Source organism: Arthrobacter sp. StoSoilA2, from assembly GCF_019977195.1.
Classification (GTDB): Bacteria; Actinomycetota; Actinomycetes; order Actinomycetales; family Micrococcaceae; genus Arthrobacter.
Map to the genome: position 1 here is coordinate 4873475 of NZ_AP024643.1, position 25421 is coordinate 4898895.

Consider the following 25421-nt stretch of genomic DNA (forward strand, 5'->3'; position numbering starts at 1 on the left):
AGTAGGTAGCAGATGATGCCGTTTTGAGCGTTCATAAGGGCATCAGCTGCTACCCACTTGGGGGGCTAGAGCAGCACGGTGCCCTGGATGCACGTAGCCGATGCCCCTCCGATCCAGATGTCACCGTCCTCAGCCTTCACATGGATGCGCCCCGCCCTGCCCAAGGCAGTGCCCTGCGCCGCCACGTATTCATCAGGTGCCCGCCCCGTGCCGATCAGCCACTGCGCTGCACCGGCGTTGAAACTTCCGGTCACGGGATCTTCCACCATGGCGTCGCCCGGAATGAACGTGCGCACTTCAAAGTCGACGTCGGACCCAGGCTCGTGTGGGCCGATCACCCCGACCTTGAGGTCACCCATTGCCACGAGATCCGGTTCGATCGCCAGGACCTGTTCTGCAGACTCAAGCAGGACACCAACCCACTCCGGGCCATTTACCAGCCATGATGCGTCCAGCAAGGCGTCCTCCGAAAGCCTCAGACCGGCTGCCAGCTGGGAACGAACGGCAGCGTCCACTGCTTCGAAGCGGGTCAGTGGTGGTGCAGCGAAAGCCAGCCTTCCGGCGTCGTGCTTCACTCGAACCAAACCTGCGCCGCATTCCTGCACCAGCACGCCATCCGTCTTGGGCTCTCCACCGGCCTGCAGCCAGGTGTGGGCGGAACCGAGGGTTGGGTGCCCGGCGAACGGGAACTCCTCGCTGCCAGTAAAGATGCGCACACGGTAATCGGCACGCGGATCCGTGGGAGGAAGAAGGAAGGTGGTCTCGGAAAGGTTGGTCCAGTTGGCGAAGTGCTGCATTGTCTCGCTGCTCAGTCCCTCTGCATCAACCACAACTGCGAGGGGATTACCGCGATACGGCTGGGCCGAGAAGACGTCGACCTGGTGGAAGGGGCGGATACGCAAGGATTCTGAAGTCACCGCTGCAGGCTATCACTGGGTGGCCGGCCAACCGCGTGTCTGCGAAACTACGACCATGGCAGAGAACAAGACCCAGCCCACGGGCATGTCCGTGGATGAATTCCTGTCCGCGGTGGAGCACCCCGGCCGGCGCGCCGACGGGTTGGAGCTGCGGCGGATGATGCAGGAGATCACTGGAAAGGAAGGCGTCATGTGGGGGCCGACGATCGTCGGATTCGGCAGCTACCACTACAAATACGAGAGTGGACGCGAAGGTGACTCCGCCGCCGTCGGATTCTCACCGCGCAAGTCCAACCTGGCACTTTATGGCCTCACGTACGGTCCCGACGCGGATCGACTACTTCCTGAGTTGGGGAAGCACAAGACCGGGGCTGCATGTTTGTACATCAACCGGCTGGACGACGTGGACCGTGAGGTCCTCGCAGAAATGATCAGGACGGGCTACCAACACGTCATGTCGGAGCTCCACACGCCGACCTCGTAAGCAAAAGGACCCCCACCACCGGAAACCGGTGACGGGGGTCCTTCTTAGCAGTCAGAGACTACTTCCCTGCTACGACCTCGAGGTCGATAACAGCGGAAACATCCTCGTGCAGGCGAACGTTGGCCTGGTACGAACCGACAGACTTGATGTGGTTCGGCAGTTCAACGTTGCGCTTGTCGATGGCGCCAAGGCCAGCGGCCTCAACAGCAGCAGCGACATCAGCAGGCTTGACAGTGCCGAAGAGACGACCGGACTCGCCGGCCTTCACCTCGAGCTTGACCTTCTTGGAGGACAGAGCCTGAGCCTGTGCCTGTGCAGCTTCAACAGAAGCGTGGGCACGAGCAGCGCGGGCAGCCTTGATGGACTCAACCTGCTTCTCGCCACCCTTGGTCCAGGTCAGAGCGAAGCCGCGGGGCAGCAGGAAGTTACGTGCGTAACCGTCCTTGACCTCGACAACGTCGCCAGCAGCACCGAGACCGGTTACTTCGTGGGTCAGAATGAGCTTTGCCATGTTAGTTAATCCCTTCCCTTAGCCGCGGCCAGCGCCGGAGTAAGGCAGCAGAGCAACTTCGCGGGCGTTCTTGATTGCCTGGGCGATCTTGCGCTGTTCCTGAACGGTAACGCCAGTAACGCGACGAGCGCGGATCTTTCCGCGGTCGGAGATGAACTTGCGCAGCAGTGCTACGTCCTTGTAGTCGATGACAGTGATGTCAGCGGCCTTCAAGGGGTTGGACTTTGGTTTGGGCTTACGGAGTTCAGCCTTAGCCATCGTGGAGCTCCTTTTCTATGGAGCCCGTGGATATTGATCCACGGGATGGTGGTGTTCGACGGCGGTAGTCGCCCGGGTGCCTTGCGGCAGTCCCGGCGGGTTCCGGCGTCGGACTTTTTCTTGGTGTTTAGAAGGGAGGTTCGGAATCCGGGCCGTTGCCCCAGCCGCCTGCATTGCTGACACCGGGCGTAGCCCAGGGGTCATCCTGCTGTGCGGGCTGGTTGCCGCCCCAGTTTCCACCGGAGTTGCCGCCCTGGCTTGCACCAGCTGCAGCGCCTCCTCCAAAGCCACCGGCGTTACCGCCACCGAAGCCACCCTGGCCACCGTTTCCGGCGCCGAACTGGCCACCGGAGCGCTGGGTACGGTTGACTTTGGCGTTTGCGTAACGCAGGCTCGGGCCGATTTCATCGACCTCAAGCTCGATAACGGTGCGCTTCTCGCCTTCCTTGGTTTCGTAGGAACGGCTCTTCAAACGGCCGGAAACAATGACGCGCATGCCCTTGGTGAGGGACTCGGCCACGTTCTCGGCAGCTTCGCGCCAGACGGAAGCGCGGAGGAACAGGGTTTCCCCGTCCTTCCACTCATTCGACTGACGGTCAAAGGTCCGGGGAGTAGAAGCGATGGTGAAGTTCGCTACTGCTGAGCCAGACGGGGTGAACCGCAGCTCCGGGTCATTGGTGAGATTACCGATGACCGTAATAGTCGTTTCGCCTGCCATCTACTGCCTCCTTGTTCGTTCCTGCGGTGTAAAGATCTGGAAGGGGCTGATTACTCAGCAACGACCTTCTGGTCTTCGGGGCGGATGATCTTGGTGCGCATGATCGTCTCGTTAAGAGACAGCTGGCGGTCAAGTTCCTTGGCGGTAGCCGGCTCAGCGGTGAAGTTCACCACTGCGTAGATACCTTCGGACTTCTTCTTGATGTCGTATGCCAGACGGCGACGGCCCCAGATGTCAACCTTTTCGATGGTTCCACCATCGGTGGTGATGACATTGAGGAACTTCTGAAGCGACGGCTCTACGGTACGCTCTTCGACCTCGGGGTCGATGATTACCATCAATTCGTAAGGACGCATATGTGAACCCACCTCCTTTGGGCTAAGCGGTTACGGTATTTCCGTAACAGGAGGTTCATTTGCGATGCTGTGGCTCGCTCCCCCGCCGAAGACTCGGAAGGAGGGCGCAACACAGACTTCAATATCTTAGTGCATCTCCTGCACTCAAAGCTATTCGGTGGAATCCACGACCGGAACCTGCCAATCGACGTATGTGGATAACTGAGTCCAGCGACCGTGAATACTGGGAGCATGACCGTCCTGAAGTCCACCATCCTCTTCATTCTTGCCGCCGTCGCAGAGATAGGTGGCGCCTGGCTCATCTGGCAGTCGGTCCGTGAGGGAAAGGCCTGGTGGTGGGCCGGTCTCGGGGTGGTGGTGTTGGGCATCTACGGCTTTGTCGCGGCGTTCCAACCCGACGCCCACTTCGGCCGCGTCCTCGCCGCGTACGGAGGGGTCTTCATTGTCGGTTCCCTCGCATGGGGAATGCTCGTCGATGGTTTCCGGCCGGACCGCTGGGACGTGGTTGGCGCAGTGCTCTGCATTGTGGGCGTCGGGATCATCATGTTCGCGCCGCGGCCCGGCTCTTGACCGGAGCCTCCAATCAAAGCCGGGAAACGACAAAACCCCTGGAAGATCAGCGATCTTCCAGGGGTTTCCTGTGCGCGGAGGGGGACTTGAACCCCCACCCCCTTTCGAGGACTAGCACCTCAAGCTAGCGCGTCTGCCATTCCGCCACCCGCGCAGGGTGATTCGGAGAAACAGTGTTTCGCTTTTCTCCGTAACAGCGACAAAGACACTAACACGAGGATGCCCATTTCGTGGATTCCTGCATCCCGATACGCCGGATTGAACGGGGAACCCGGGCTAGGGTGGGGGCATGGATGCACTGAGAGTGAGGCGCAGCCGGGTGCGTTTCGTTGTCATGGTGGCTGCCGGTGCCGCGGCCTTCGTGGTCACGGGCCTCGCAGGCAGCTGGGTCGACGCCCCGGCGGTCGGCTGGGCCACGGCAGCGCTGATCTATGTTGCCTGGGTGTGGCTGGTGATAGCGCGGATGGACCCCTCTGAAACCCAGCAACACGCAACCTCCGAGGACCCTTCCCGCGGGGTTACCGATGTACTGATCCTCATCGCAAACCTGGCCAGTATCGCCGCCGCTGCCGCAGTGATCGTCAACTCGCACACTGAAGGTACGGACACCCGCTTTTATTCGGCTGCGCTCTCCCTTGCGTGCGTAGCCCTGTCCTGGATGCTTGTCCAAACCCTCTTCACCCTGCGTTATGCCGAGCTGTACTACAGCCCTGAAGCCGATGCCGGTGGTGAAATGGGCGGCATCAGCTTCAACCAGGATCGCCCGCCGCAGTACACCGATTTCGCGTACCTCGCCACCAGCCTTGGCATGACGTACCAGGTCTCAGACACCAATCTGGGCAACCACCGGATCCGGCTCGAGGCCCTGAAGCACAGCCTTCTGTCCTACCTGTTTGGCACGGTCATCCTGGCCGTCACCATCAACCTGGTCATCGGCTTGGCCCAGTAGCCCACAGAAGTTCCCGGCGCCCGAAATGCCCGGTTCCCGGGCGCGCCCAGGCGTAGGCTACTTGCCATGAAGCCCCGGCTGATTTGGGTTGCGGCGATCATTTTGGTGGCCGCGATCGGCGTAGTTGTGTGGTTCGCGGTGGACAAGTCGCGCGTGTGCCCTGCCATGGGAAACGACACTCCCATCGAGCTGAAGATAGGCTCGACGCCGAGCCGCGTCCAAGCATGTTTCGGAGACGGCTGCACACCGCGGCCCGTCCAACAGCAGACGGATGGCCGCTGGCTCGTCCCTCAGGAGCCTCCGTATCTACCTGCCGGGCGAACAGCCTCCCCGCCTGCCGTGGTGGCCAAGGTCCGCGTTGTGGTCAAGGAGACAGGCAAACGCCAGCGGGACGCAGTCTTCGACATCCCTGCCATACCGGGTGTTCCGGATACCACCGGCGCACAATGCCCCGGACCCATCCAGTACCTCCCCGTTGAGGTGCCTTAAACACGAACGGGGCAGCCGCCGTCGAACGCTGACGGCGGCTGCCCCGGACGAAAAGGACGCTTACGACGCCGGTCCGGAACCTAGCGTGACGCGCTCGGCTTCCCCGTCATCCACCGGGGCGGAAGGGGTGCCGCCCTTGCGGTATCGGAACACGCCAATGACGACGACGACCGCGGCAAGGGCCAACGAGAGGAAGAGCGATTCCCGCGTGGATTCAAGTATCACCATGCCGATGATGAGCGCGACGATGCTTCCAATCGCGATCCATGTGAGGTACGGGAAGAACCACATCTTGAGGTCCAGATCCTTGGCGGCGGCGCCCATGCGTCGGCGGAGGATGAGCTGCGAACTGGCGATGACCAGCCACACGAACAAGGCGATGGCGCCGGAGGTGTTGACTAGGAACAGGAACACGGTGTCCGGAGCGACGTAGTTCAGGCCGACAGTGATGAACCCAACCACGGTGGAGGCAAGTACTGCTGCCGCAGGCACGCCGCGCTTGGAAATCTTCGTCCAGGACCTGGGGGCGTCGCCACGCTGCGAGAGCGAGAAGAGCATCCGGCTTGCCGTGTACAGGCCCGAGTTCAGGCAGGAGAGCACCGACGTGAGGACCACGATGTCCATGATGGTCCCGGCACCCGGGATTCCGTAGAGCTCGATCACGGCAACATACGGGCTCTTGGCGACCGAAGCGCTGTTCCACGGCAGGAGTGTGACCACTATGGCAATGGAGCCGATGTAGAAAATCAAGATGCGCCATACTGTGGACTTCACAGCCTTCTTGACTGCGTCTACGGGGTTTTCGGATTCACCCGCGGCGATCGTCGCAATCTCGGCACCAAAGAACGAGAAGACCACCACGAGGATGCCGGCAAGGACCGCACCCGGACCGTTGGGCATGAAGCCTCCCTGGTCCAGGAGGTTGGCGACGCCCGGCGCGGAAACGCCAGGGATCAAGCCAAGGATTGCGGCGATGCCTGCGAGCAGGAATATGACGATTGCGGCCACCTTGATGGACGCGAACCAGAATTCGAACTCGCCGTACGACTTCACGGAGCCAAGGTTCGTCAATGTCAGGAGCACCATGAGCACCAGCGCCCAAACCCACTGGTCGACGCCCGGCACCCAGCGATGCATGATGGCAGCGCCGGCGGTGGCCTCGATGCCGAGCACGATGATCCAGAACCAGGCGTAGAGCCAGCCAATGCTGAACCCGGCCCAGCGGCCCAGGGCCTTATCCGCGTATGTGGAGAAGGAGCCGGTTTCCGGGTTGGCGGCAGCCATTTCGCCGAGCATTCGCATGACGAGGATAACCACCAGGCCAGCAGCCAAGTAGGCGACGAGGATACCCGGGCCAGCCTGTTGGATAGCGGCTCCGGAACCCACAAACAGCCCAGCACCAATCACGCCGGCGATGGCGATCATGGAGAGGTGTCGTGGCTTCAGGGACTTTGAAAGTTGTTGGTCAGCGTGCATGGGTCGGCGCCGTCCTTAGTGTCTTTGGAGAGGGGCCCGAGTTGATGTGCAGCGGGCCACATGGCTTTCCCACAGTAGCCATCCGCGCAGGGCAAAATCCTGTGCGCATGTACATTTTGGCGGTCCCAAAAAAGGAAATATGCACAAAAAGTATGACTATAAGCATCTAAAGTTTCATATAGGAAACTTTAGAAACTCCCTTGAAATGACTCTTTGAGGCTTTGTGAGCCGCGCCCGGGAAATCAGACCTCAGTGCGGAAGAACTGCTCCGCCACGGAGGCCAGCCGGAACGGGTCCTCCACACCACACAATTCCCGAGCCGAGTGCATGGACAGCAGGGGGATGCCGACATCCACTGTCCTTATCCCCAGCCGCGTCGCAGTCAGTGGACCAATGGTGGAGCCACAAGGAAGGTCGTTGTTGGATACATATTCCTGGTACGGCACATTTGTTTCCCCGCACACCCGCGCCCAAAGCGCAGCCCCCGTGGCATCGGTGGCATAACGCTGGTTTGCGTTGATCTTCAACAGCGGCCCACCGTTGAGTAACGGACGGTTGACGGGATCGTGCCTCTCGGCGTAGTTCGGGTGGACGGCGTGGCCGGCGTCAGCGGAAACACAGAACGACGCCGCCAAGGACTGCCGCCGTTGGCTCACCGAGGCGCCAAGACCGTCAGAGATTCGGGTCAAAATGTCCTCAAGGATGGGCCCGCAGGCACCGGAGCGCGAGTTGGAACCGATCTCTTCATGGTCAAACGCCGCGAGGACAGCGATGGGGCCGTCTTTCGGCCCGGCTTTCGCGTGTTCGATCAATGCCACCAGGCCAGCGTGTGTGGAGGAAAGGTTGTCCAAACGGCCGGAGGCGAAGAACTCACCGTTGGCGCCGAAAACCGCAGGTGCCTGCGTGTCCGCCACGACGACGTCGTAACCGCCGATATCTGCTGGATCAACAGTGGCGCCCTCGACGCGCCCGGCAAGCAGGCCCAAAAGATCTTCGTTGGCCGGATCACCGAGCCCGAAGACCGGATTCATGTGCTGCTGCTTGGACAGAAGCAGGCCGTTGTCATTAACCGCACGGTCCAAGTGGATGGCGAGTTGCGGGAAGCGCAGGAGCGGGCCGGTTGCGGTCAGGTGCTGCGTGCCGTCGCGTAACACCAGGCGGCCGGCCAGTTGCAGCTCACGGTCCAGCCAGGAGTTAAGGAGCGGCCCTCCGTACACCTCGACGCCGGCCTGCAGCCAACCGAACTTCCCGGTGGTGGGCTTCGGCTTCAGCTTGAAGGAGGGGGAGTCCGTGTGGGCACCCAGGATATTGAAGCCCGTGGTGGGACCGGCACTTTCGGGAGTGACCCACGCGATCAGGGCGCCGTCGCGGATGACATAGAACTTACCCGCGCCACCTTCCCAGGACTGCAGTTCATCCAGCGCGGTGAAGCCGGCGCCATCAAGCCGCCTGCCGGCCTCGTGCACTGCATGGAAGCTGGACGGCGAAGCCGAAACATACGCGCCGAGGTCCTGGATGTGGTCAGCTGCTGCGGGGGCATTCGAAGGCATGCCCCCGAGTCTAGCTGCGCTTGTTGACCGCTTCGCATCAAACCGTGACGTTCAGCGCGGCTGTGTAGCCTCCTTGGACCGAACCGGACATGGTGGCCAGCTGATATATGCCTCCATCGTCACCAAAGACGTTGTCCCCTGCCAGCGTGCTTCTTGCAAAGTTTCGGGCACTCGACTCGTATCCCGGCGAACCGTACACGTCCTTGCACGCGGCCTCAGCCAGAGCGATCTGGGAAACCGCCAACACCTGCCCCGCCGCGGAAGTGTTGCTCATGGATTCAAATACCTCAAAGTGAATATGAGGCCACCGCCCGCTGTAGGCGCCGGGGTAGACAGTAGTGAAAGTGACTTGGCCGTTGCTGTCGGCCTCCTGGACGCCGCGCAAATAGTTCTCGTTCTTCAGCCCTGAATCGTAAAGGGAATACTTGCCGTTCCGGTCGCAGTGCCAGGCATAGACCGCCGCACCTGCCAGCGGTGAGCAACCGTTGGCGTTGTCCAGCAGGGTGAGGGTGAAAGTCAGCGGGACGCCTTCGGCCTTGGTGGTAGAGCTGCCGAAGCTTGAAGTGATGTCCTTTCGAACTACTCCCGATGTCTCGAGCACATTCGGCCCGTTGGAACCGTCGCCGGGATAGGGGCCGAGGGTTTCCTCCGGGATCTCGACTCCGCATTCGGCGAGTGCGCGCGTCACGGTACTGGTAGCGGAAGGTGATACGGCCGCCGTCGTGCTTTGTGTTGCGGTAGCGGCAGCACTGGAAGACGACGACGGCGATGCGCCGCCACCTCCGGAACCCGGCGTACAGGCAGCCAGGGCCGCTGCCGTCCCGGTGGCGAACAGGACCCCGAGCGTTCGCCGACGGCTCAGGAGCGTGGAGAGATCGAATTCGAGGCCGCGATCGTGGTCTGGATGAGGCTGCGGGAACGTCATGCGTCCATCAAACCCACGGGCGCTGTGACTTGTACATGCCAAACCCGTGGTGGAGCTGTGAAAGCGGCGACTATCAGCCTCCAAGGGCCTTATGTGCAATATAAACATTTGCATATGCTTGTAATGCTCGTCACCTTGTGCCACGATTGCTCCCAGTAAGCACATCCACGGAAGGCATCGCCCCCATGAACATTGAATTGAAAGCCGTGCGAAAGCTGCGCATCCACTGGCCCATCCCGCTGGACACGATGACGCAACTGGCCAGTGGCGATCTGGGCGCCCTGGAATCCGACGCCGGCATCGCTTCCCTGCTGCAAGCACTCACCGCAACGCCGGAGCTGGGAGGCTTCGGCAATTACCACCACGTCTTCGAGTCCTCGGCAGGGTTCGAGGGCTTTACAGTCGCGGAAGGCGCCAATCCCACTCTGGGAAGCGTTGGGCAGAGGACCATCTCGCCGACTTTTGTCTTCACCACATACTTCGACGACTCGCTCCCGGACCAGGCCGTGCATGAACTCGTCCAGCGGATCGTGGATATCCACCCGTGGGAAGTTCCCGTCATTGAAGTCTCCGGGCCGCTGAGTGTCTCCAGCAGTGCCCACGCTCCTGCCATTGAAAGCCGGGTGGCCTGATGGGTTCCCAGTTATGGCAGCAGCTCGCACCCCTGCTCGAAGGCAGGACGTACACCGATCTGACGCATGCGTTCCATTCTGGTCAGCCGCGCTTCGCTGCCTTCCCGGATGAGTCCCGCGAAGCCCTCTTTGACATGGAAAAGGGGGACGGCTTTACTGCCCACCGGTACTCGATCGTCGGCCAATGGGGAACCCATGTGGATCCGCCGTCGCACTTTGTGCGGGGCGGCCGAACACTGGACCAGATACCCGTGGAACAAATGCTCTTGCCCTTGGTTGTCCTGGATATCAGTGACCGTGTTCGCCTCGACGAAGATGCCACTCCAACACTCGCCGACGTCCAGTCCTGGGAGGAGCGGAACGGGAAGATTCCGGCAGGTTCATTTGTGGCGCTCCGGACTGGTTGGAGCCATCGCTGGCCTGATGCCCAAGCAATGGCAAACAAGGACCAAGCCGGCATCAGCCACACTCCCGGCTGGTCACAGGAGGTTCTGGAATTCCTGATCGAGACCCGTGCCGTGGCGGCCGTGGGCCACGAACAAACGGACACTGATCCCGGCGTCGCCACCTCCCAGCAGGACTTCAGCTTGGAAACTTATGTCCTGGCCCGGGACAAGTGGCAGATTGAACTTCTTGCCAATCTGGACAACGTGCCCGAGGCCGGCGGCGTCCTGGTGGCAACATGGGCCAAGCCCTTGGAAGGCAGTGGATTTCCGGCCAGGGTTTTCGCCATCCACTAGGACGCGCCCGTTCGGCCCACCGTCAGAGCCGGTCCCCCGGGGCCTGTCCCCGGTGCCGGTCCCGAAGAACCTTCCGCCCAAAAGCTAGAATCAATCCATGTCAAAGACCTCAAGCATGGGCCGGGGCATGATGGCCATCCTTGCGGTCGGTGCCCGTCACGCGCAAGGATACGACGGCGGGACGGTCGCCGACGTCGCGGCCGACCTGGACAAGGACCGCAGCCAAGTATCGCGAAGCCTCAAGGGTGCCTTGCAGGAGGGATTCCTGGCCCGGAGGGATCAGCGGAAGTACAGCTTGGGTTGGACTATCCTCACGGACGCCCAACTGGTCGCTGAACAACGGCTGAAGACGGACGGGCTGACCGCGCTCGAGGGTCTCGCTTCTGAAACCAACGAGGCGTGCTTCCTTGGCGTGCTCAGCGGCAACAGTACGGTCACCATCGGTGAACAGGTGCCAGCCAGCGCCAACCTCGTGGGATCGTGGCTTGGACGTCCGTATCCTGCCTATTGCAGTGACGCCGGCCAAGCACTTCTGTGGGACGCCCCGGACGAAGAAGTCCGCAAGATCTTCGAATCTGTTGAGTTCGTGAAGCATGGACCCAATACGCCTTCGTCTGTGGAGGACTTCCTGGCGCGGCTCAAGGAAGCTCGCGTGCGCGGCTACTCAATCGTGGACGAAGAAGCTGAGCCGGGACTTTACTCACTGGCCGCCCCCGTACGCGACTTCAAAGGAGAGGTTGCTGCAGCCCTACAGATAGTGGGCCCCAAGTCCCGCATTGAGCCCCACCGCGAAACTTACGCAGTCGCCCTCCATGCTTGGCAGGAGTGGCTTGAGTCGATGGTTGGCGGACGGCTTCAATAGCCGCCAAGAGCTTAAGTCCCGGAACCGAGCCGGTGCGCTGCCGAATGCAGCAGCGGGGCAAGCTCCGTAGCGGCCCCCTCAAGATCGGAACGGGTACCCAGGATACTGAGCGCAGCAAGGATGCCGCCTGAAGGATCCCGGACAGGTACGGCCAGTTCCCATACACCGTATTCGAACTCCTCAGCAGCCAACACAAAACCCCGGGACCTGTCGCGCTCCATGAGGGCGTCGACTTCCGCTTGGGAATGCGCTGCAGCAGGCCCGCCGACGCCGATGAAATTGACGTCATTAAGCAGGGCTTCCAGTTCGTTCCGGGAGTGGTCCCACAGCAACGCCCGCCCGGAACCCGTACACCACACGGGCGTGACCATTCCCGGCTTTGCGAACCCGCCCAGGACTGAATTGTTGGTGGAGGAACGCAGCAGCAGAACCCTGACACCGTCCCGCACTGACAGCCGGGACCTAAGTCCCAGGGACGAGACCAACTCTTCCAGCTCCGCACGCGAATCATGGACCCAGCCAACATTGAGGGAGGCGGCCAGGCTGAAGAACCGAGGTCCCGCACGGAAAGGCCCGCGCTCCAGCCGCTCAAGCAGCCCCAAATCGCACAGTTCCTGGGCCAGGCGCGAAACCCTGCTCTGCTCCATGTCCAGCTCGGCCGCGAGTTGGGATACGCCAAGTAACTGACGGCCCTGCTTTTCGCGGTCAGTAACCAGCCGAACGAGACGAAGCCCCTGCGCCAACGACGACGCCTCCGGTGACACCTCCAAGAATCCCGCTCCTTCCGCCAAGCGCTCACGCCATTCTCACACGCCCATGTCAGCGGCAGGAATCAGGACCTCATGGGCAGGACGATGGACGGCTTCGCGGCCGGACTCTCTCTGAAGTCCGGCCGCGAAGCCCTGTGCTGGATTCGTCAGGCGACCTGCTTAACCGCGTGCCGCCCGTGCCTGAAGTGGAAGTAAATGTAGCAGGCGGCTACGAACGGAATACCGAAGTAGAGAGCAGCAACCTGATTTGGATCGAACGCGATGCCTACCAGTGAGATCAGGCAAAGAGTGAATGCCAGGATGGGAACCAGCGGGAAGAACGGGGCCTTGTAAGCAAGCTCGGCCACCTGCCCACCCTTTCGGACGAAGGCCCGGCGATGGAAGAAGTGCGATGCCGTGATTGACATCCATACGCCCACCACAGCGAATCCGGCCACGGAAACAAGGGCCAGGTACACCGTTTCCGGTGCAACCACGCTGCTGATCAGCGATGCCAGCCCGCCAAGCATGCTTACAGAAAGGGCAACGAGGGGGATACCGCGCCGCGTCAGTCGCTTCAGGGCCTTTGGTGCGTGCCCTTCATCAGACAACGAGTACAGCATGCGTGCACAGGAGAACAGGCCACTGTTTCCGGCGGACAACAGTGCCGTGATGATGACGAAGTTCATGATGTCGGCCGCGTAGGGGATACCCACAGAGGAGAACACTGTGACGAACGGGCTCTCATCCAGTCCCACCTGATCGAAAGGAACAGTTGCTGCGATGACGGCAATGGCACCGACGAAGAAGATCAGGAGGCGGACGACAGTGCTACGCATGGCCTTGGGGATGTTCCGCGCAGGATCGGTGGTTTCTCCGGCAGCAACCCCGATGAGTTCAGACCCGGAGAAGGCATAGAAGACCGCCAGGGCAGTAACCAGTACTCCGGAGAAGCCGTTGGGAAAGAGTCCGCCTGAGGTGTTGAAGTTCTCAAAGAGGAACGGATGGTTACCGGAGTCCGCGAGGGGCTGGAATCCAAGGAGTGCGGCTCCGCCAAGGACGATCAAGGCAATGATCGCCCCCACTTTGACGATGGAGAACCAGAATTCAGATTCTCCGAAGAACCGGGAGGAGATGGCATTGAATCCGAAGAGGACTGCTGCGAACACAACGCACCACACCCAGACTTCGACGCCAGGGAACCACCGCTGCATGAGCAGTCCTGACGCCGTGAATTCGGAGCCGATCGCGACCGCCCAGCAAAGCCAATAGAGCCAGGCCGTGGTGAAGCCCGTGGCCGGACCGATGGATCGTGCGGCGTAAATGTGGAAGGCGCCCGATACCGGGTAGGCGATCGCGAGTTCTCCAAGGCAGGCCATCACCAGATAGACCACGAATGCCCCCACGAGGTAGGCAATGACAGCACCGAGCGGGCCTGCCTGGGAAATCGTGTAGCCCGAACTGAGGAACAGGCCCGATCCGATAACACCTCCCATCGCGATCATGATGAGGTGCCGCGGACCCATCGTTCGGCGGAGGCCGGTTTCGGCAGGAGCGGTGGACGAGGCGGGAGCCGTGGACGAGGCGGGAGCGGTGGACGAGGCGGGAGCGCCGGGAGAAGCGGGAGCATCAGGTAGATGGTCCAGTTGCAGGGGTGCTGAAGGTTCCATGTGGTGTCTCCGGTTAATGACAGATGCGAACGGTACGCCTGAGGACATCCGGACTTAAGGTGCCAAAGAGGGCGTCTGTAGTGACGAAGATAACACATTTTCGCCACATATGGTCATTAAAAACATTTGTTAATGCATATGTTGCACGCTAAGTGCCTAACGCATTAGTAGTCCGGGTTGCTCGGCACAACAAGTCCGGTCTCGTACGCGTACACAACCACTTGCACCCGGTCCCTCAGTTGCAGCTTGCTGAGGATGCGGCGGACATGGGTCTTAACAGTTGCCTCGGATAGGAAGAACTTATGGGCTATCTCCGCATTGGAAAGCCCCTCGGCGATGGTCGTGAGGATCTCGGTCTCGCGGGGTGTGAGATCGTCCAATAACGGATCGCGGTGTGGGCTGGGCGATTGGCCGGGCACGCTGCCGCCGCGTACGTACGTCTCCAACAACCTCTGCGTTACGCGGGGGGCCACAACGGCGTCGCCGCTGGCCACAAGCCGCACAGCATGCACGAGTTCAACCGGGGCCACATCCTTAAGCAGAAATGCAGAAGCACCCGCCTGCAGTCCCGAAAAGGCGTATTCATCCAGGTCAAAGGTGGTGAGGATGATGACCCGGGCATCGGAACCGGCGTCCGAAATGCGGCGCGTCGCTTCTATGCCATCCATGGTGGGCATTCGGACGTCCATGAGCACCACATCCGGCTGCAGCTCCTCAACCTTCCGGACGGCCTCGTTCCCGTCTGATGCCTCGCCCACCACATGGAAGTTCACTTCACCTTCAAGAATGAGTCGAAAGCCCATCCGAAGCAGTGGCTGGTCATCCACCAGCAGGATCTTGATGACGCCCTGATCTACCACTATTCCCCCTTTTCGCCGTTCCAGTGCAGCTCGGCGTGGACCGCCCAGCCTCCCCTTTTACCCGGACCGGCAGTAACGATTCCAGCATAGATTCCAGCCCGTTCACGCATTCCGGCAATGCCTTGCCGTGTTCCCAGGCTGTCCATCGACTCGCCACCCTCCCGGGTTCCACGGCCGTCGTCGTGCACGTCGATGGTGACCAGATCGCCGTCGCGGGCTACCTGCACGTCCACGCGGCTGAGCGAGCGTCCGTAGCGGAGGACATTGGTCAGCGATTCCTGCACAATCCGGTACACGGTGAGCTCGAAAGCAGGATCGGCCGGAAGCGCGGGGCCAGTGTGCGCGTAGTGCAGCGGCAGGCCGGCCGTACGGAAACCATCCAGCAGCTTGGCGAGGTTAAGCCCGGACTCGAGCGGAGTCAGTGGCGCCGGGCGGCCGGAATCGTCGCGCAGGACTCCGAGCACCCGCCGCATGTCCGCAAGCGCTGCCCTGCCCGTTCGGGACAGCTCACCCAGGACGTCGCCGGCGCGGTCGGGGTCCTTCTTGACCACCACTGCCGCACCGTCCGACAAACTGATCATTACCGTCAGGGAGTGAGCCACGACGTCGTGCATTTCCCGCGCAATCCTGTTGCGCTCGGTGACCTTGCCCAGCTGCGTTGTCCGCGCCGCCCATGCGGCGATCTCGGCCTCATGCTCCCGCCTCTGGCGGACCGAGATACCAATGCCCGTAGCCAGCAGGTTGGACAACATGATGGTCACGGCGGTGGCGATGTTGTTGATGAGGTGGAAATTCTCGGGGACGTCCTGCAGGGTGTTCATACTGCTGGGACTTGTCCACATGAAAAGGTACAACAGGCTGAGCGGCAGGCTCGCAGCGCCAAACACCACCAGCGAAATTGGCCGCTTCCGGGTTGTGGCGACCGCGTAGAGGGCAAACCACAACCCCGCGGACACGTTCGAGCCCCACGGATTCAGCACAGTGGCCAGGACTTCCAGAACCACGACGGCGGCAACCACCTGAAGCGGGTAGCGCCGCCGGAATGTCAGGACCGTCGCGATCAGCAGCAAGAGCCCGACGACGAGCCACTTGCCCTCGATGATCGAAGTAATGATGGTGGGCAAGGCCAAAAGGACGTAGCAAAGGACAACCACCGCATCCATCGCACGGGGACGTTCGAAAAAATAGCGACGGATCCGGCCCCTGCGGCGCTGGGCAATTTCAGCGAAGGACGCGTCAGCTGTTACAGCCGGCGCGTCCTTCACTTGGGAAGCTTCAGTCATGGATTGAGCCTAAACGGCCTAGACATCCCGCTTTTTCAACAGGACCATGGCCAAGGCCACAGGCACCACAACCCAGGCGCCGAGAACCAGGGCGGCCTGCCAGACTTCCAGGGTGTCAGGAACATGCTCGACGGCGGTCATCGGGTTGATGGTGTTGCCCGGAAGATACTTGCGGGCTTCCACGAAGAAATCGCCGGGAATGAGCTGGAATGCAATCGGGGCCACAAAGAACAGGCCCACGAGGCTCATGATGCCTCCTGCCGAGTTGCGGACGATGGTTCCCAGTGCCATGCCAATCGCTGCCACGGCCGCCACGTAAATGCTGTTGACGAGCAAAAGCTTTACCGATTGCGAGCTGCTGAGGTCCAGCTTGAGATCGTAGTTGTCCACGATCGGGAGTGACACGAGGCCGGCTACGAAGGTGGACACAGCCGTCAACAGGAAGGCACTGACCATCACGACTATCAGCTTGGCCAGGAACGGCGAGAGCCTCTTGGGGACCGCAGCGAACGTGGAGCGCGCCATTCCCGTAGTGAATTCCGAGCTCATGAGCAGGACGCCCAACGAACCGAGGATCAACTGGGCGAATGCGATGCCGGAGGTGGGAATGCTGACTGCGATGTCGCCGCCCTGCGCAGCAATGGCTGCGGCGGCTTCGGGATCCCTCGCAGCTTGCTCGGCGAACTGTCCCGTACCCCAAGCCGAGAGTGCTGCGAAGCCAACCATGACCAACGCCGTGGATGCCAGGAGAATCAGCGTGGACAACAACGTGCGGAACTTGATGAACTCGGAGTTCAGTACGCGGTGGAAGGCCGGTCCCGGCCCAACGGAGTTGCGCATGGACTTGCGGTCCAAAGTGGTGGTGCTCATGTCTATTTCCCTCCGGCCTGAACGGGAACAGAGGTCCCGGCGGTGATGTGCGAGTGGTATTCCACCTCGTCCTTGGTCAACTCCATGTACGCCTCTTCGAGACTTGCCTGGAGCGGGGTCAGCTCGTAGACCATGATCTGGTTCTCCAGGGCCGTGCGGGCGATTCCGCGAGGATCCAGGCCCGAAACTTCCAGCAGCTCACGCTCGTGGACTTCCACGGATACACCCGTGCCTGCGAGCAGTTGCATGAGCTGCTCCGGCTGGTCCGTGCGGACTCGTGTGCGGGCGTGGCCCTTGCCGGTGATGATCTCTGCGATGGGTGCATCCGCAATGATTTTGCCGCGGCCAATCACGATCAGATAGTCTGCAGTCAATGCCATTTCACTCATGAGGTGGCTGGACAGGAACACGGTGCGGCCCTCGGAAGCGAGGTACTTGACCAGGTTGCGAACCCAGACCACGCCTTCCGGATCCAGGCCGTTCACGGGCTCGTCCAGGATGATGGTCTGCGGATCACCCAGCAGCGCTGCCGCAATGCCCAGGCGCTGGCCCATGCCGAGCGAGAAACCTTTCACCTTCTTCTTGGCGACTTCTCCCAGCCCGGTCATCTCGATGACCTCCCGCACCCGGCTCTTGGGGATGCTGTGCGTCGCGGCCATGGCGAGCAGGTGGTTGTACGCCGTGCGGCTGGTATGGACCGCCTTGGCATCCAGCAGCGCACCGATTTCACGCAGCGGCGCAACGTGCTTGGCGAACGGTTCACCGTTCACGGTCACGGAACCCGCGGTGGGAGTGTCCAGTCCCATGATCATGCGCATCGTGGTTGACTTGCCGGCACCGTTCGGGCCCAGGAAACCCGTTACCCGTCCGGCTTGGACGGTGAAACTGACACCGCCGACGGCGGTCTTCTCGCCGTAGACCTTCGTCAGGCCTGTTGCTTCGATCATGGAAGCGTTCCCTCCTCGGAGCACGTGTACGTGCAGATGAGTTGTTGACTGTACTGACAACGCTAGTCACAGAGGGTGCGGAAATCGCCTGTCTCAGGGATGATTCAGGGTCCAGTCAGGGTAGTCCTCCCGGATGACGCTACGAAGCCGGATGACGCTACGAAGCCGGGTCCACCGGCAGCGGACAATACACGCGTAGCTCGTGGCTCTTGACGGTGAACACGGCACTGCGCACCCCTGGCTTGGGCTCACCATCTACGGCGAGGACCAACGGTTCTCCGATCGCCTCAATGGTGACGGTAGTTGCCTCGGTCAGATGCGTGACTTTGGAAGCAGCAACGGTGCCTGTCATGACGGCCCAAAGGAGCCGGGCACGGGCAAATGGTTCATCCGCAGTGATCATGCGGAGATCGAAGACGCCGTCGTCCAGCACAGGGCGTCGAAGTGGGGCATGGTCGCTGGGGTAGTAACGCCCACGTCCCAGGTACAGAATCCACAGCTTGTGCTTCACGCCGTTAACGGTGAGCGTCGTGGGCGAGTTCACTCCGAAAGTCCGCAGCGATGCCACCAAACTGGCCAGGGGTTTACCCATGGCAGGCTGCAGTCGCTCCCGGCGTCGAACGAGGTTCGGATAAACACCCACGCTGGCCGTATTCAGCATGGCGATCTCACTGGACTCAGGGTTGTCAGGCAAACCTCGATGGACGGCAACATGCCCGAAATCCACAAGCGCGGCCTGCCCCTCTGTGACTGCCTTGATTGCGGCGTCAATGGAATTGGTCCCGAGGTCACGGGCAAAGTGGTTGAGCGTGCCACCCGGCAATACCAGAAGAGGCAGGGAATGCTCGACGGCGATAGCGGCCGCGGTGCCAACCGTCCCGTCACCACCCCACACGCCAAGCGCTACGGTGCCTGGCCGGGCTGCGGCTGCTTCAATCTCAGCGGCGACATCCTCGCCCTCAGCGATTTCATGAATATGCGCTTTGGGGAATACCTCCTGTAGCAGTTCGCCGGTTTCGGGGGAGTAGGAACCGCCCAGGACATTAACAGCGATGCTCAGCCCCTCGCCGTCGGAAATTCCCGGGGCCCCTGCCGGCGTCCGGCGGGGTTTGGGTTCGGCGGGCTTGGCTGGCCACCACGTGCGTGTCAGCAGGGCAGCACCCGCGCCAAGTGCAGAACCAAACACGACGTCTGACGGCCAGTGCGCACCTGTGTGCACACGGGAATACGCAACGCCCGCGGCGATGGGCGCAAGTACGGCGCCCAGGACGGGCGAAACCATCCCTGCTCCCACGACAAAAGCCACGGCCGAAGCTGAGTGTCCGGATGGCATGGAGGAACTGACCGGCTGCGGGTGTACGAACCTGAAAACGGGCAGGTGTTCCGGCAAGGGCCGCCGCCGGGGGAGCGCCGTTTTGAAGATGAGGTTAGTGACCCCGGAGGCCACGCCCAAGGCAAGCAGTCCATGCAGGGCTGCTCTGCGCGGTTTTCCTGGAACCGTGGCCATGATTCCCGCGATGCCAAACCAGAGCTTTCCTTTGGTGGCCGCTGCTGAGAGCCGCCGGAAGAGATCATCATGTTCGCCTTGCGGCTGGCGCGAAACCGCCCTGACAAGGAAATGATCGAACCTTGCCACGTGCTTGGGGCCTTTGCCCAGGAAACCTCGCATTCCACCACAGTAGCGCGAGCCCGGCGGCAGGACCCGGCGGCATTCCAGAACTCCAGCAACCTTGCCCAACGGCCGTGACTACGATGAGTGAATGATTCGCGTCCTGCGTCCACGCCAGCGGCCCAGCTGGCAGATTGTCACGCCTGCCCTGCTTTTGCTGTGCGCGTTCGCGGTACCGGGAGGCATGATTGTGGCCGGTCAAGGGGAGCCCGCCTTCAATAGAATTGATACAACATGGCAGGCCTATTCCTTCACCCTGCACGCCCCGTTCTGGGACGCGGTAAACGTGGCGCTCAACTGGGGCGGGTATGTGGGCATGCTGGTGCTGCATGGTGTTTTGGCGGCCGCGCTACTCCTCTGGCGACGTCCCAGGGCTGCTGCCTTCTGTGCACTCGCCGGCCTTGCTGCCCTGGGCCTCACTCAACTGGCCAAGGCACTTGTTGGGCGTGATCGGCCTCAAGGCGCCAGGGTCCTCTCTGATACAGGCTCATACCCTTCGGGGCATGTTTCCGCGACCACCGCCTTCCTCGTCGTGATGGCGTTGCTCATCGGCCGGCAGTGGGCGAAAGTGGTGGCAGTTCTTGGCATACTCGCGATGATGGTCAGCCGAACCTACCTGTCCGCTCACTGGTTAAGTGATGTCCTCGGCGGTGCGTGCCTAGCAGCCGGTGTCGTCCTGCTGTTGTGGTGGCCGTTCTGCAACATATGCATTCAGGAGAATGAAACCGCTGGCCGGGCGGCTATTTGGCGCGCAAGGGCCGTGCAACGCCAGCAAGAAGCAGGGCAACAAGAATAGGCAATCCGATCGCCAGCAGTGCCATGTGGATTCCGGTTTGGTCACCGAGGTAACCCAGAAGCGGCGGGCCGGCCAAGAAAGCCACGTAGCCAATGGTTGAGACCACGGAAACGCGTGCCGCTGCGTGCTTGGGATCGTCGGCCGCAGCGGACATGCCCATGGGGAAGGCCAACGCCGCACCAACGCCCCAAAGTGCCGCACCAAGGCCGGCCAGCACCACGTTGCCGGCGAAGACGAACAACGCCAAGCCCAGCGCGGCCGCTGCCATACTGGCACGGAGTACAGCCACGCGGCCGAACCTGTCGATGACCTTGCCGCCGAGGAACCGCATCCCGGTCATGGCAGCAACGAAGAGCGCAAAGAGCAGGGCGCCGGTCGCTTCGGAGGTACCGAGTCCATCAACGGCCGCCTTGGCAATCCAGTCATTGCCGGCCCCTTCCGTAAGGGTCGCACCCAAAACCACCACACCGATGAGCAGCGTCCGGCCGTCCCGCCAAGCCGTGGGTCCCTTGGGAGCCGGCGCACCGTCGTCGAGCGTTTCAGCCACTGACGCTTCGTGCGGCAGGAAGTAGCGCGGCACGGTTAGTGCGAGGAGGACAGCAAGTCCGGCGATCACAAGCAGGTGCTCAGGGAGGCCAACACCAAGGTGCGAGAGCCCCGCACCGATCAAAGCGCCCACAAACGCCCCGCCGCTGAACGCTGCGTGAAACTGCGGCATGATGGTCCGCTTGAGCCGGTGTTCGACGTCGGCACCCTCGATGTTCTGGGCTACGTCCCACAGCCCAATGCCAATACCGAAGAAGAAGAGGGCGATGGCCGTGGCCGGAACCGATGCAGCCATGAGGGAGAAGGCAATCGCAGCACCTGCGGCACCCGCCACGATCCCGGCGAGGCGAACCGTGCCGGCTGTACCGATTCGGCCCACCACCCACCCTGCTGACGGCAAAGCCATCAAGGACCCGACGGCGGTGCAGAGCAGCAGGGTGCCCATCTGGCCGGACGTCAGGCTGAGAGCTTCGGTGACGGCGGGGATACGTGCCGCCCAGCTTGCAAACACCAGGCCGTTCATGGCGAAGATCAGGAACGTCGCCACCGCCGCAGCGTTGACGTTGGTGGTGCTTCTGGTGCTGGTGGTCATGCAATCACAACTTCCACAGAGAGTTTGTCGAGCCGGGCAAGATCTTCGGAGGATGGCTTCAGGTCCGTCACGATGACGTCCACGGCCTCTATCGCGGCAACCAGGGCGACCGCGCTGGCATTCCACTTACTGCCGGAGGATGCAACGATGACCCGCGACGCCGATTCCAGGCCGGCGCGCTTCACCGCGGCGTCGTCAAGGTCATGGGCCAGCAGTCCGTCCTTGAGGTTGAGGGCGCACGGCGTGACCACCGCGGTGTCGAATCGCAACGAGCGTATGTTCGCCTCGGTCATGGGTCCGCGAAAAGACTGTTCGCCCGGAATGAGGCTTCCGCCGGGGAGAATGAGCTGCGGCCGGCGGCCCTCCTTTGCGTGGGTCAGTGCCTCGACGCCGTGCAGGGACATCGGCATCACCGTGAGTTCACGCTGGCTCAGCCGCCGAGCAATTTCCGTGGCAGTGGATCCGCTGTCCAACCACACGTGCTCGCGGTCCTTCAGCAGAGCGTCAACAGCTGCTGCGATCTTGAGCTTCGCCTCGTGGTCTTCCAGTTCGCGCTGCCCATAGCCCGGGTTGTCACCACGCGCTACCAAACTGCGGGCGCCGCCGTGCACCCGCTTCAGTACTCCGTTGGCCGCAAGAATTTCCAGGTCGCGGCGGATCGTGGCGCCCGAGGCTCCAGTGGCTGCTACCAATTCGTCCACTGATACTTCTTCGCGTTTGCGCAGCAGCTCGCCAATGAGCCGATGGCGGTCAGGAGTTCCCATAGTTCAACGGTATCAGGCCGACGCTCATTTAATCATAAAATGTGATCATTTGATCACCGATGCTCTCTCACATCCCACCCTTAAACCCACGATGCTCTCTCACATCCCACCCCCTTAACCCCCGATGCCCTCTCACATCCCCCCCTTAAACCACGATGCTCTCTCATCAACTGAGAGAGCATCGGGCGAAAAGGGCAATGATGTGAGAGAACGTGCGGACTAGCGGGCGCGCTCCACGCGTTTCTCATCCCAGACGGGTTCCTCGGACTCGTAGACCTTGCCGTCGGAGCCGAAGATCAGGAAGCGGTCGAAAGACTTGGCGAACCAGCGGTCATGGGTGACAGCAAGGACCGTTCCCTCGAAAGCATCGATTGCTCTCTCCAGGGCCTCGCCGGAGTGCAGATCCAGGTTGTCGGTAGGCTCGTCCAGGAGCAAGAGGGTTGCTCCGGACAGCTGCAGCAGGAGGATCTGGAACCGCGCCTGCTGGCCACCGGACAGGGACTCGTACTTTTGCTCTGATTGGCCGGCCAAACCGTAGGAGTCCAGGGCACCTGCGGCAGCTTCGCGGGGCAGGCCCGATCGGTGTTCATCGCCACGGTGCAGGATCTCCAACAAGGTCCGGCCCAGCAGATCCGGGCGAACGTGCGTCTGTGCGAAGAATCCCGGGCGGATACGGGCGCCCAACTTCACTGTTCCTTCGTGCGGCACTTCAGCAATGACAACGTCCGACACCGGCAAATGCTCCCGCTCAGGGTCGGTGCCTCCGGTGGCGAGCAAGCGCAGGAAGTGGCTCTTTCCGGAACCGTTGGAACCGAGTACGCCCACACGGTCGCCGAACCAGATTTCCGTGGAGAACGGCTTCATGAGCCCAGCTAGTTCAAGCTTCTCCGCCACGACGGCGCGTTTGGCTGTTCGCCCGCCCTTGAGGCGCATCTTGACGTTCTGCTCGATTGGCAGCGCCTCGGGCGGCCCAGCTTCCAGGAACTTGGCAAGACGCGTCTGTGCCGCCTGGTACCTGTTGGCCATGTCGGACCGGAACGCAGCCTTGTTCTTGTACATGTTGACGAGTTCCTTGAGCTTCACATGCTCCTCGTCCCAGCGTTTGCGGAGTTCCTCGAACCGGGCGTTCCTGTCGGCACGCGCCTCCACGTAGGAGCCGAAACCGCCACCGTGGATCCAGGCTCCGGCGCCGTTTATGCCTGGTTCAAGCGTCACTATTCGTCCGGCGGCGTTGTTGAGCAGCTCGCGGTCGTGGCTAATGAACAGCACGGTCTTCTTGGATTCGTTGAGCTTTGACTCCAGCCAGCGCTTGCCGGGGACGTCAAGGTAGTTATCCGGTTCGTCCAGGAGCAGGAGTTCATCCGGGCCCGCGAACAGGGCTTCCAGCACGAGGCGTTTCTGCTCGCCACCGGACAACGTGGAGGCACGTCGGAACTGTGCTTTGTCGAAGGAAATTCCCAAAGCCGCCATGCAGACCTCGTCCCAGACGGTCTCGACGTCGTAACCGCCGGCGTCTCCCCAATCCACGATCGCCTGGGCGTACTTCATCTGGGTGGGTTCGTCGTCGTGCTCCATCATGGCGAGTTCGGCCTCTTCAACCGCTTTGGCAGCTGCCGCCAGCCCGGCTTGGGCCGTGGAGACCAGCAGGTCCCGGACGGTTGATTCATCCCGGACCTGGCCCACGAACTGCCGCATGATGCCCATGTTCCCGGACTTGCCTACGACGCCTTCGTCGGGTGTGAGGTCGCCGGAAATGATCTTGAACAGCGTCGTTTTGCCGGTTCCGTTGGGCCCAATCAACGCCGTCTTAGTGCCATCAGGCACCTTGAAGGTCACGCCGTTGAGCAGCTGGGTGCCGTCGGAGAGGAAGTAGTCGATGCCGGAAACGTCAATATGGGCCACCGCCCAATCTTCCCATGCCCAGGTATTAAGGCCCGACGGCGGAACTTGGCCTGGGTGCCCCGAACGAGCTAAGCGTCAGGCTTCCGCCGGGCAAACTGCGGTGCATGTTCGGGTCGTGGGCCGAAGGCAATCATCCGTGCGGGCAACTTCCGGAAGCTGGGAAAATTACGGAGCACAATGAGCAACAGCTTGGGTGGCTTTGGCTGCTTGCCCGCCATGACCTGTGCGAAGATAACGCGATGCAGCACCCGCTGAAACGTCTGCACAATCACGGTTGGAGGCCAGCGCCGCTTCTGAACGGCGGCGAGGTGGTGGTCGTCCAGCGTTTTACTCAGCAGCGGCGAAGCAATGATCCGGGCCGCTGCGACGGCGTCCTGCACGGCCAGGTTGATCCCCACCCCACCGGCGGGGGACATCGCATGGGCAGCATCGCCAATAAGCAGCAGGCCCGGCTTGTGCCACTCGGACAAGCGGTTGAGCTTCACGTCCAACAGGTGGAGATCATCCACGGAGCGGATGTTGTCCACACGGTCTGATAGGTCTGGCCGCAACCTTGCGACGCGTGCACGAAACGCTTCTACGCCTTCTGCCCGCAACTTCGGATCCAGTCCCTTGGCCGCGAGGTAGGCGATCTGATAAAAGTCCTTGCGGGTCAAACTCAGCAGAACGTCCGAAGTCCCGAAACTCGGGGCAATCGACGCCACGGGATCCCTTTCATCGGCGTTCCTCGGAAGCCGGAACCACCACGTGTCGAACGGCACCGGAAATTCGCGTGGGACCAAACCCGCCCGTGCACGAAGCACCGAACTACGGCCGTCGCACGCCACCGTCAATGCAGCCTTCAGTTCGCCCGTCCCCAGGTTTTCGCCGGTGAGGGGGTCCCGGGTTCTGTACGCCACACCCGATACTGCGCCGGACCCGTCGCGGAGCAGCTCTGTGACCTCAGTGTTCATCCGCAACGTGAACGTGGGTTCCTGCTTGGCTGCCTCCACCAGAAAGTTCAGCAAGTCCCATTGCGGCACCATTGCCACATAGTTGTACGGCTCCTTGAGGAGCCCGAAATCAGCGAGGATCACGGAATCCCCGGTCCCTGCAGGCAGCTGGAAGTTACCCAGCTTGCTCTGCGGTAGCTGCCGGAACCCTTCGCCCAACCCCAATTCGTCGAGGAGGCGAATGGTGGAGGCGTGCACAGTATCGCCACGGAAGTCCCGCAGGAAGTCGGCGTGCTTCTCCAACACAGTGACTTCAACTCCGGCCCGGGCAAGGAGCAAGCCCAGCACAATCCCGGCCGGACCTCCGCCAACCACAACGCACTGCGTGCTGCTTTCCATAGCTT

The 25421-nt window shown here is 61.7% G+C and carries 27 protein-coding genes and 1 tRNA gene; 8 read left to right on the forward strand and 20 right to left on the reverse strand.

What is annotated here, in order from left to right; translation table 11 throughout:
- Positions 1-65: 65 nt before the first annotated feature.
- The gene (locus LDN82_RS22295) at positions 66-917 is read right to left on the reverse strand and encodes a PhzF family phenazine biosynthesis protein (protein WP_224092534.1); all 852 of its coding nucleotides are present in this window, start codon (positions 915-917) and stop codon (positions 66-68) included.
- A gap of 55 nt (positions 918-972) precedes the next feature.
- Between LDN82_RS22295 and LDN82_RS22300 the strand changes: the two genes are divergently transcribed.
- Positions 973-1401, forward strand: a complete 429-nt coding sequence (locus tag LDN82_RS22300; RefSeq protein ID WP_224165891.1) for a DUF1801 domain-containing protein — start codon at positions 973-975, stop codon at positions 1399-1401.
- 58 nt (positions 1402-1459) lie between these two features.
- Here LDN82_RS22300 and rplI read toward each other — a convergent pair whose 3' ends face one another.
- The 4 genes from rplI to rpsF all read right to left on the reverse strand — a co-directional run bounded on the left by rplI (position 1460) and on the right by rpsF (position 3244).
- On the reverse strand, positions 1460-1912 hold the full coding sequence (gene rplI, locus LDN82_RS22305; RefSeq protein ID WP_223935139.1) for a 50S ribosomal protein L9: 453 nt from the start codon (positions 1910-1912) through the stop codon (positions 1460-1462).
- 18 nt (positions 1913-1930) lie between these two features.
- Positions 1931-2170, reverse strand: a complete 240-nt coding sequence (rpsR, locus tag LDN82_RS22310; RefSeq protein ID WP_003800144.1) for a 30S ribosomal protein S18 — start codon at positions 2168-2170, stop codon at positions 1931-1933.
- A 127-nt stretch (positions 2171-2297) separates the two neighbouring features.
- Positions 2298-2888, reverse strand: a complete 591-nt coding sequence (locus LDN82_RS22315; RefSeq protein ID WP_216924481.1) for a single-stranded DNA-binding protein — start codon at positions 2886-2888, stop codon at positions 2298-2300.
- A 50-nt stretch (positions 2889-2938) separates the two neighbouring features.
- Positions 2939-3244, reverse strand: a complete 306-nt coding sequence (gene rpsF / locus LDN82_RS22320; RefSeq protein WP_021473324.1) for a 30S ribosomal protein S6 — start codon at positions 3242-3244, stop codon at positions 2939-2941.
- A 231-nt stretch (positions 3245-3475) separates the two neighbouring features.
- On the opposite strand from rpsF, the gene LDN82_RS22325 reads away from it, so the two are divergent.
- Complete coding sequence (locus LDN82_RS22325) at positions 3476-3814, forward strand: YnfA family protein (protein WP_224165892.1); 339 nt, start codon at positions 3476-3478, stop codon at positions 3812-3814.
- A 71-nt stretch (positions 3815-3885) separates the two neighbouring features.
- Here LDN82_RS22325 and LDN82_RS22330 read toward each other — a convergent pair.
- Positions 3886-3968 (reverse strand) — tRNA-Leu (locus LDN82_RS22330).
- Between the two features lie 135 nt (positions 3969-4103).
- On the opposite strand from LDN82_RS22330, the gene LDN82_RS22335 reads away from it, so the two are divergent.
- Positions 4104-4763 carry a DUF1345 domain-containing protein gene (locus tag LDN82_RS22335; RefSeq protein WP_224165893.1) on the forward strand — a complete coding sequence of 220 codons (660 nt, stop codon included), beginning with the start codon at positions 4104-4106 and terminating at the stop codon, positions 4761-4763.
- Between the two features lie 66 nt (positions 4764-4829).
- Complete coding sequence (locus LDN82_RS22340) at positions 4830-5252, forward strand: hypothetical protein (protein ID WP_224165894.1); 423 nt, start codon at positions 4830-4832, stop codon at positions 5250-5252.
- Between the two features lie 60 nt (positions 5253-5312).
- Here LDN82_RS22340 and LDN82_RS22345 read toward each other — a convergent pair whose 3' ends face one another.
- The 3 genes from LDN82_RS22345 to LDN82_RS22355 form a co-directional block, all read right to left on the reverse strand.
- On the reverse strand, positions 5313-6728 hold the full coding sequence (locus LDN82_RS22345) for an amino acid permease (RefSeq protein WP_224165895.1): 1416 nt from the start codon (positions 6726-6728) through the stop codon (positions 5313-5315).
- 242 nt (positions 6729-6970) lie between these two features.
- Positions 6971-8278 carry a M18 family aminopeptidase gene (locus tag LDN82_RS22350; protein WP_224165896.1) on the reverse strand — a complete coding sequence of 436 codons (1308 nt, stop codon included), beginning with the start codon at positions 8276-8278 and terminating at the stop codon, positions 6971-6973.
- Between the two features lie 37 nt (positions 8279-8315).
- Entirely contained in the window at positions 8316-9203 is an 888-nt protein-coding gene (locus tag LDN82_RS22355; RefSeq protein WP_224165897.1) for an intradiol ring-cleavage dioxygenase, read from the reverse strand.
- 185 nt (positions 9204-9388) lie between these two features.
- Between LDN82_RS22355 and LDN82_RS22360 the strand changes: the two genes are divergently transcribed.
- The 3 genes from LDN82_RS22360 (at position 9389) to LDN82_RS22370 (ending at position 11437) form a co-directional block, all read left to right on the forward strand.
- Positions 9389-9835, forward strand: a complete 447-nt coding sequence (locus LDN82_RS22360; protein ID WP_224165898.1) for a hypothetical protein — start codon at positions 9389-9391, stop codon at positions 9833-9835.
- Entirely contained in the window at positions 9835-10575 is a 741-nt protein-coding gene (locus tag LDN82_RS22365; RefSeq protein WP_224165899.1) for a cyclase family protein, read from the forward strand. Before LDN82_RS22360 ends, LDN82_RS22365 begins: the two co-directional genes overlap by 1 nt.
- 97 nt (positions 10576-10672) lie before the next feature.
- Positions 10673-11437 carry an IclR family transcriptional regulator gene (locus LDN82_RS22370; protein WP_224165900.1) on the forward strand — a complete coding sequence of 255 codons (765 nt, stop codon included), beginning with the start codon at positions 10673-10675 and terminating at the stop codon, positions 11435-11437.
- Between the two features lie 11 nt (positions 11438-11448).
- Here the strand turns inward: LDN82_RS22370 and LDN82_RS22375 are convergent, their stop codons facing one another.
- The 7 genes from LDN82_RS22375 to LDN82_RS22405 form a co-directional block, all read right to left on the reverse strand.
- Positions 11449-12207: an IclR family transcriptional regulator C-terminal domain-containing protein gene (locus LDN82_RS22375; RefSeq protein WP_224165901.1), complete on the reverse strand. Its 759-nt coding sequence runs from the start codon at positions 12205-12207 to the stop codon at positions 11449-11451.
- Between the two features lie 146 nt (positions 12208-12353).
- Positions 12354-13856: an amino acid permease gene (locus LDN82_RS22380; protein ID WP_224165902.1), complete on the reverse strand. Its 1503-nt coding sequence runs from the start codon at positions 13854-13856 to the stop codon at positions 12354-12356.
- A 164-nt stretch (positions 13857-14020) separates the two neighbouring features.
- Positions 14021-14659, reverse strand: coding sequence for a response regulator transcription factor (locus LDN82_RS22385; RefSeq protein ID WP_263422317.1), 639 nt, complete (start codon positions 14657-14659; stop codon positions 14021-14023).
- Positions 14660-14715: 56 nt separating this feature from the next.
- Positions 14716-15999 carry a histidine kinase gene (locus tag LDN82_RS22390; protein ID WP_224165904.1) on the reverse strand — a complete coding sequence of 428 codons (1284 nt, stop codon included), beginning with the start codon at positions 15997-15999 and terminating at the stop codon, positions 14716-14718.
- Positions 16000-16017: 18 nt separating this feature from the next.
- Positions 16018-16869 (reverse strand): ABC transporter permease, encoded by an 852-nt coding sequence (locus LDN82_RS22395; RefSeq protein WP_224165905.1) that lies wholly within the window; start codon positions 16867-16869, stop codon positions 16018-16020.
- Between the two features lie 2 nt (positions 16870-16871).
- On the reverse strand, positions 16872-17816 hold the full coding sequence (locus tag LDN82_RS22400) for an ATP-binding cassette domain-containing protein (protein WP_224165906.1): 945 nt from the start codon (positions 17814-17816) through the stop codon (positions 16872-16874).
- Between the two features lie 157 nt (positions 17817-17973).
- Positions 17974-19485 (reverse strand): bifunctional phosphatase PAP2/diacylglycerol kinase family protein, encoded by a 1512-nt coding sequence (locus LDN82_RS22405; protein WP_224167598.1) that lies wholly within the window; start codon positions 19483-19485, stop codon positions 17974-17976.
- Between the two features lie 91 nt (positions 19486-19576).
- On the opposite strand from LDN82_RS22405, the gene LDN82_RS22410 reads away from it, so the two are divergent.
- Positions 19577-20281, forward strand: a complete 705-nt coding sequence (locus tag LDN82_RS22410) for a phosphatase PAP2 family protein (protein WP_224165907.1) — start codon at positions 19577-19579, stop codon at positions 20279-20281.
- Here the strand turns inward: LDN82_RS22410 and LDN82_RS22415 are convergent.
- The 4 genes from LDN82_RS22415 to LDN82_RS22430 form a co-directional block, all read right to left on the reverse strand.
- Positions 20226-21419, reverse strand: coding sequence for an MFS transporter (locus LDN82_RS22415; RefSeq protein WP_224165908.1), 1194 nt, complete (start codon positions 21417-21419; stop codon positions 20226-20228). The genes LDN82_RS22410 and LDN82_RS22415 overlap by 56 nt on opposite strands.
- Complete coding sequence (locus LDN82_RS22420; protein ID WP_224165909.1) at positions 21416-22183, reverse strand: DeoR/GlpR family DNA-binding transcription regulator; 768 nt, start codon at positions 22181-22183, stop codon at positions 21416-21418. Before LDN82_RS22420 ends, LDN82_RS22415 begins: the two co-directional genes overlap by 4 nt.
- A gap of 219 nt (positions 22184-22402) precedes the next feature.
- Positions 22403-24085: an ATP-binding cassette domain-containing protein gene (locus LDN82_RS22425; protein WP_224165910.1), complete on the reverse strand. Its 1683-nt coding sequence runs from the start codon at positions 24083-24085 to the stop codon at positions 22403-22405.
- A 68-nt stretch (positions 24086-24153) separates the two neighbouring features.
- Positions 24154-25416, reverse strand: coding sequence for an FAD-dependent oxidoreductase (locus LDN82_RS22430; RefSeq protein ID WP_224165911.1), 1263 nt, complete (start codon positions 25414-25416; stop codon positions 24154-24156).
- Between the last annotated feature and the right edge of the window lie 5 nt (positions 25417-25421).

Coding starts and splice junctions, on each gene's coding strand:
- LDN82_RS22300 (WP_224165891.1), top strand. CDS start 973: ATGGCAGAGAACAAGACCCAGCCCACGGGCATGTCCGTGGATGAATTC.
- rplI (WP_223935139.1), bottom strand. CDS start 1,912: ATGGCAAAGCTCATTCTGACCCACGAAGTAACCGGTCTCGGTGCTGCT.
- rpsR (WP_003800144.1), bottom strand. CDS start 2,170: ATGGCTAAGGCTGAACTCCGTAAGCCCAAACCAAAGTCCAACCCCTTG.
- LDN82_RS22315 (WP_216924481.1), bottom strand. CDS start 2,888: ATGGCAGGCGAAACGACTATTACGGTCATCGGTAATCTCACCAATGAC.
- rpsF (WP_021473324.1), bottom strand. CDS start 3,244: ATGCGTCCTTACGAATTGATGGTAATCATCGACCCCGAGGTCGAAGAG.
- LDN82_RS22325 (WP_224165892.1), top strand. CDS start 3,476: ATGACCGTCCTGAAGTCCACCATCCTCTTCATTCTTGCCGCCGTCGCA.
- LDN82_RS22335 (WP_224165893.1), top strand. CDS start 4,104: ATGGATGCACTGAGAGTGAGGCGCAGCCGGGTGCGTTTCGTTGTCATG.
- LDN82_RS22340 (WP_224165894.1), top strand. CDS start 4,830: ATGAAGCCCCGGCTGATTTGGGTTGCGGCGATCATTTTGGTGGCCGCG.
- LDN82_RS22345 (WP_224165895.1), bottom strand. CDS start 6,728: ATGCACGCTGACCAACAACTTTCAAAGTCCCTGAAGCCACGACACCTC.
- LDN82_RS22350 (WP_224165896.1), bottom strand. CDS start 8,278: ATGCCTTCGAATGCCCCCGCAGCAGCTGACCACATCCAGGACCTCGGC.
- LDN82_RS22355 (WP_224165897.1), bottom strand. CDS start 9,203: ATGACGTTCCCGCAGCCTCATCCAGACCACGATCGCGGCCTCGAATTC.
- LDN82_RS22360 (WP_224165898.1), top strand. CDS start 9,389: ATGAACATTGAATTGAAAGCCGTGCGAAAGCTGCGCATCCACTGGCCC.
- LDN82_RS22365 (WP_224165899.1), top strand. CDS start 9,835: ATGGGTTCCCAGTTATGGCAGCAGCTCGCACCCCTGCTCGAAGGCAGG.
- LDN82_RS22370 (WP_224165900.1), top strand. CDS start 10,673: ATGTCAAAGACCTCAAGCATGGGCCGGGGCATGATGGCCATCCTTGCG.
- LDN82_RS22380 (WP_224165902.1), bottom strand. CDS start 13,856: ATGGAACCTTCAGCACCCCTGCAACTGGACCATCTACCTGATGCTCCC.
- LDN82_RS22385 (WP_263422317.1), bottom strand. CDS start 14,659: ATGGGCTTTCGACTCATTCTTGAAGGTGAAGTGAACTTCCATGTGGTG.
- LDN82_RS22390 (WP_224165904.1), bottom strand. CDS start 15,999: ATGACTGAAGCTTCCCAAGTGAAGGACGCGCCGGCTGTAACAGCTGAC.
- LDN82_RS22395 (WP_224165905.1), bottom strand. CDS start 16,869: ATGAGCACCACCACTTTGGACCGCAAGTCCATGCGCAACTCCGTTGGG.
- LDN82_RS22400 (WP_224165906.1), bottom strand. CDS start 17,816: ATGATCGAAGCAACAGGCCTGACGAAGGTCTACGGCGAGAAGACCGCC.
- LDN82_RS22405 (WP_224167598.1), bottom strand. CDS start 19,485: ATGCGAGGTTTCCTGGGCAAAGGCCCCAAGCACGTGGCAAGGTTCGAT.
- LDN82_RS22410 (WP_224165907.1), top strand. CDS start 19,577: ATGATTCGCGTCCTGCGTCCACGCCAGCGGCCCAGCTGGCAGATTGTC.
- LDN82_RS22415 (WP_224165908.1), bottom strand. CDS start 21,419: ATGACCACCAGCACCAGAAGCACCACCAACGTCAACGCTGCGGCGGTG.
- LDN82_RS22420 (WP_224165909.1), bottom strand. CDS start 22,183: ATGGGAACTCCTGACCGCCATCGGCTCATTGGCGAGCTGCTGCGCAAA.
- LDN82_RS22430 (WP_224165911.1), bottom strand. CDS start 25,416: ATGGAAAGCAGCACGCAGTGCGTTGTGGTTGGCGGAGGTCCGGCCGGG.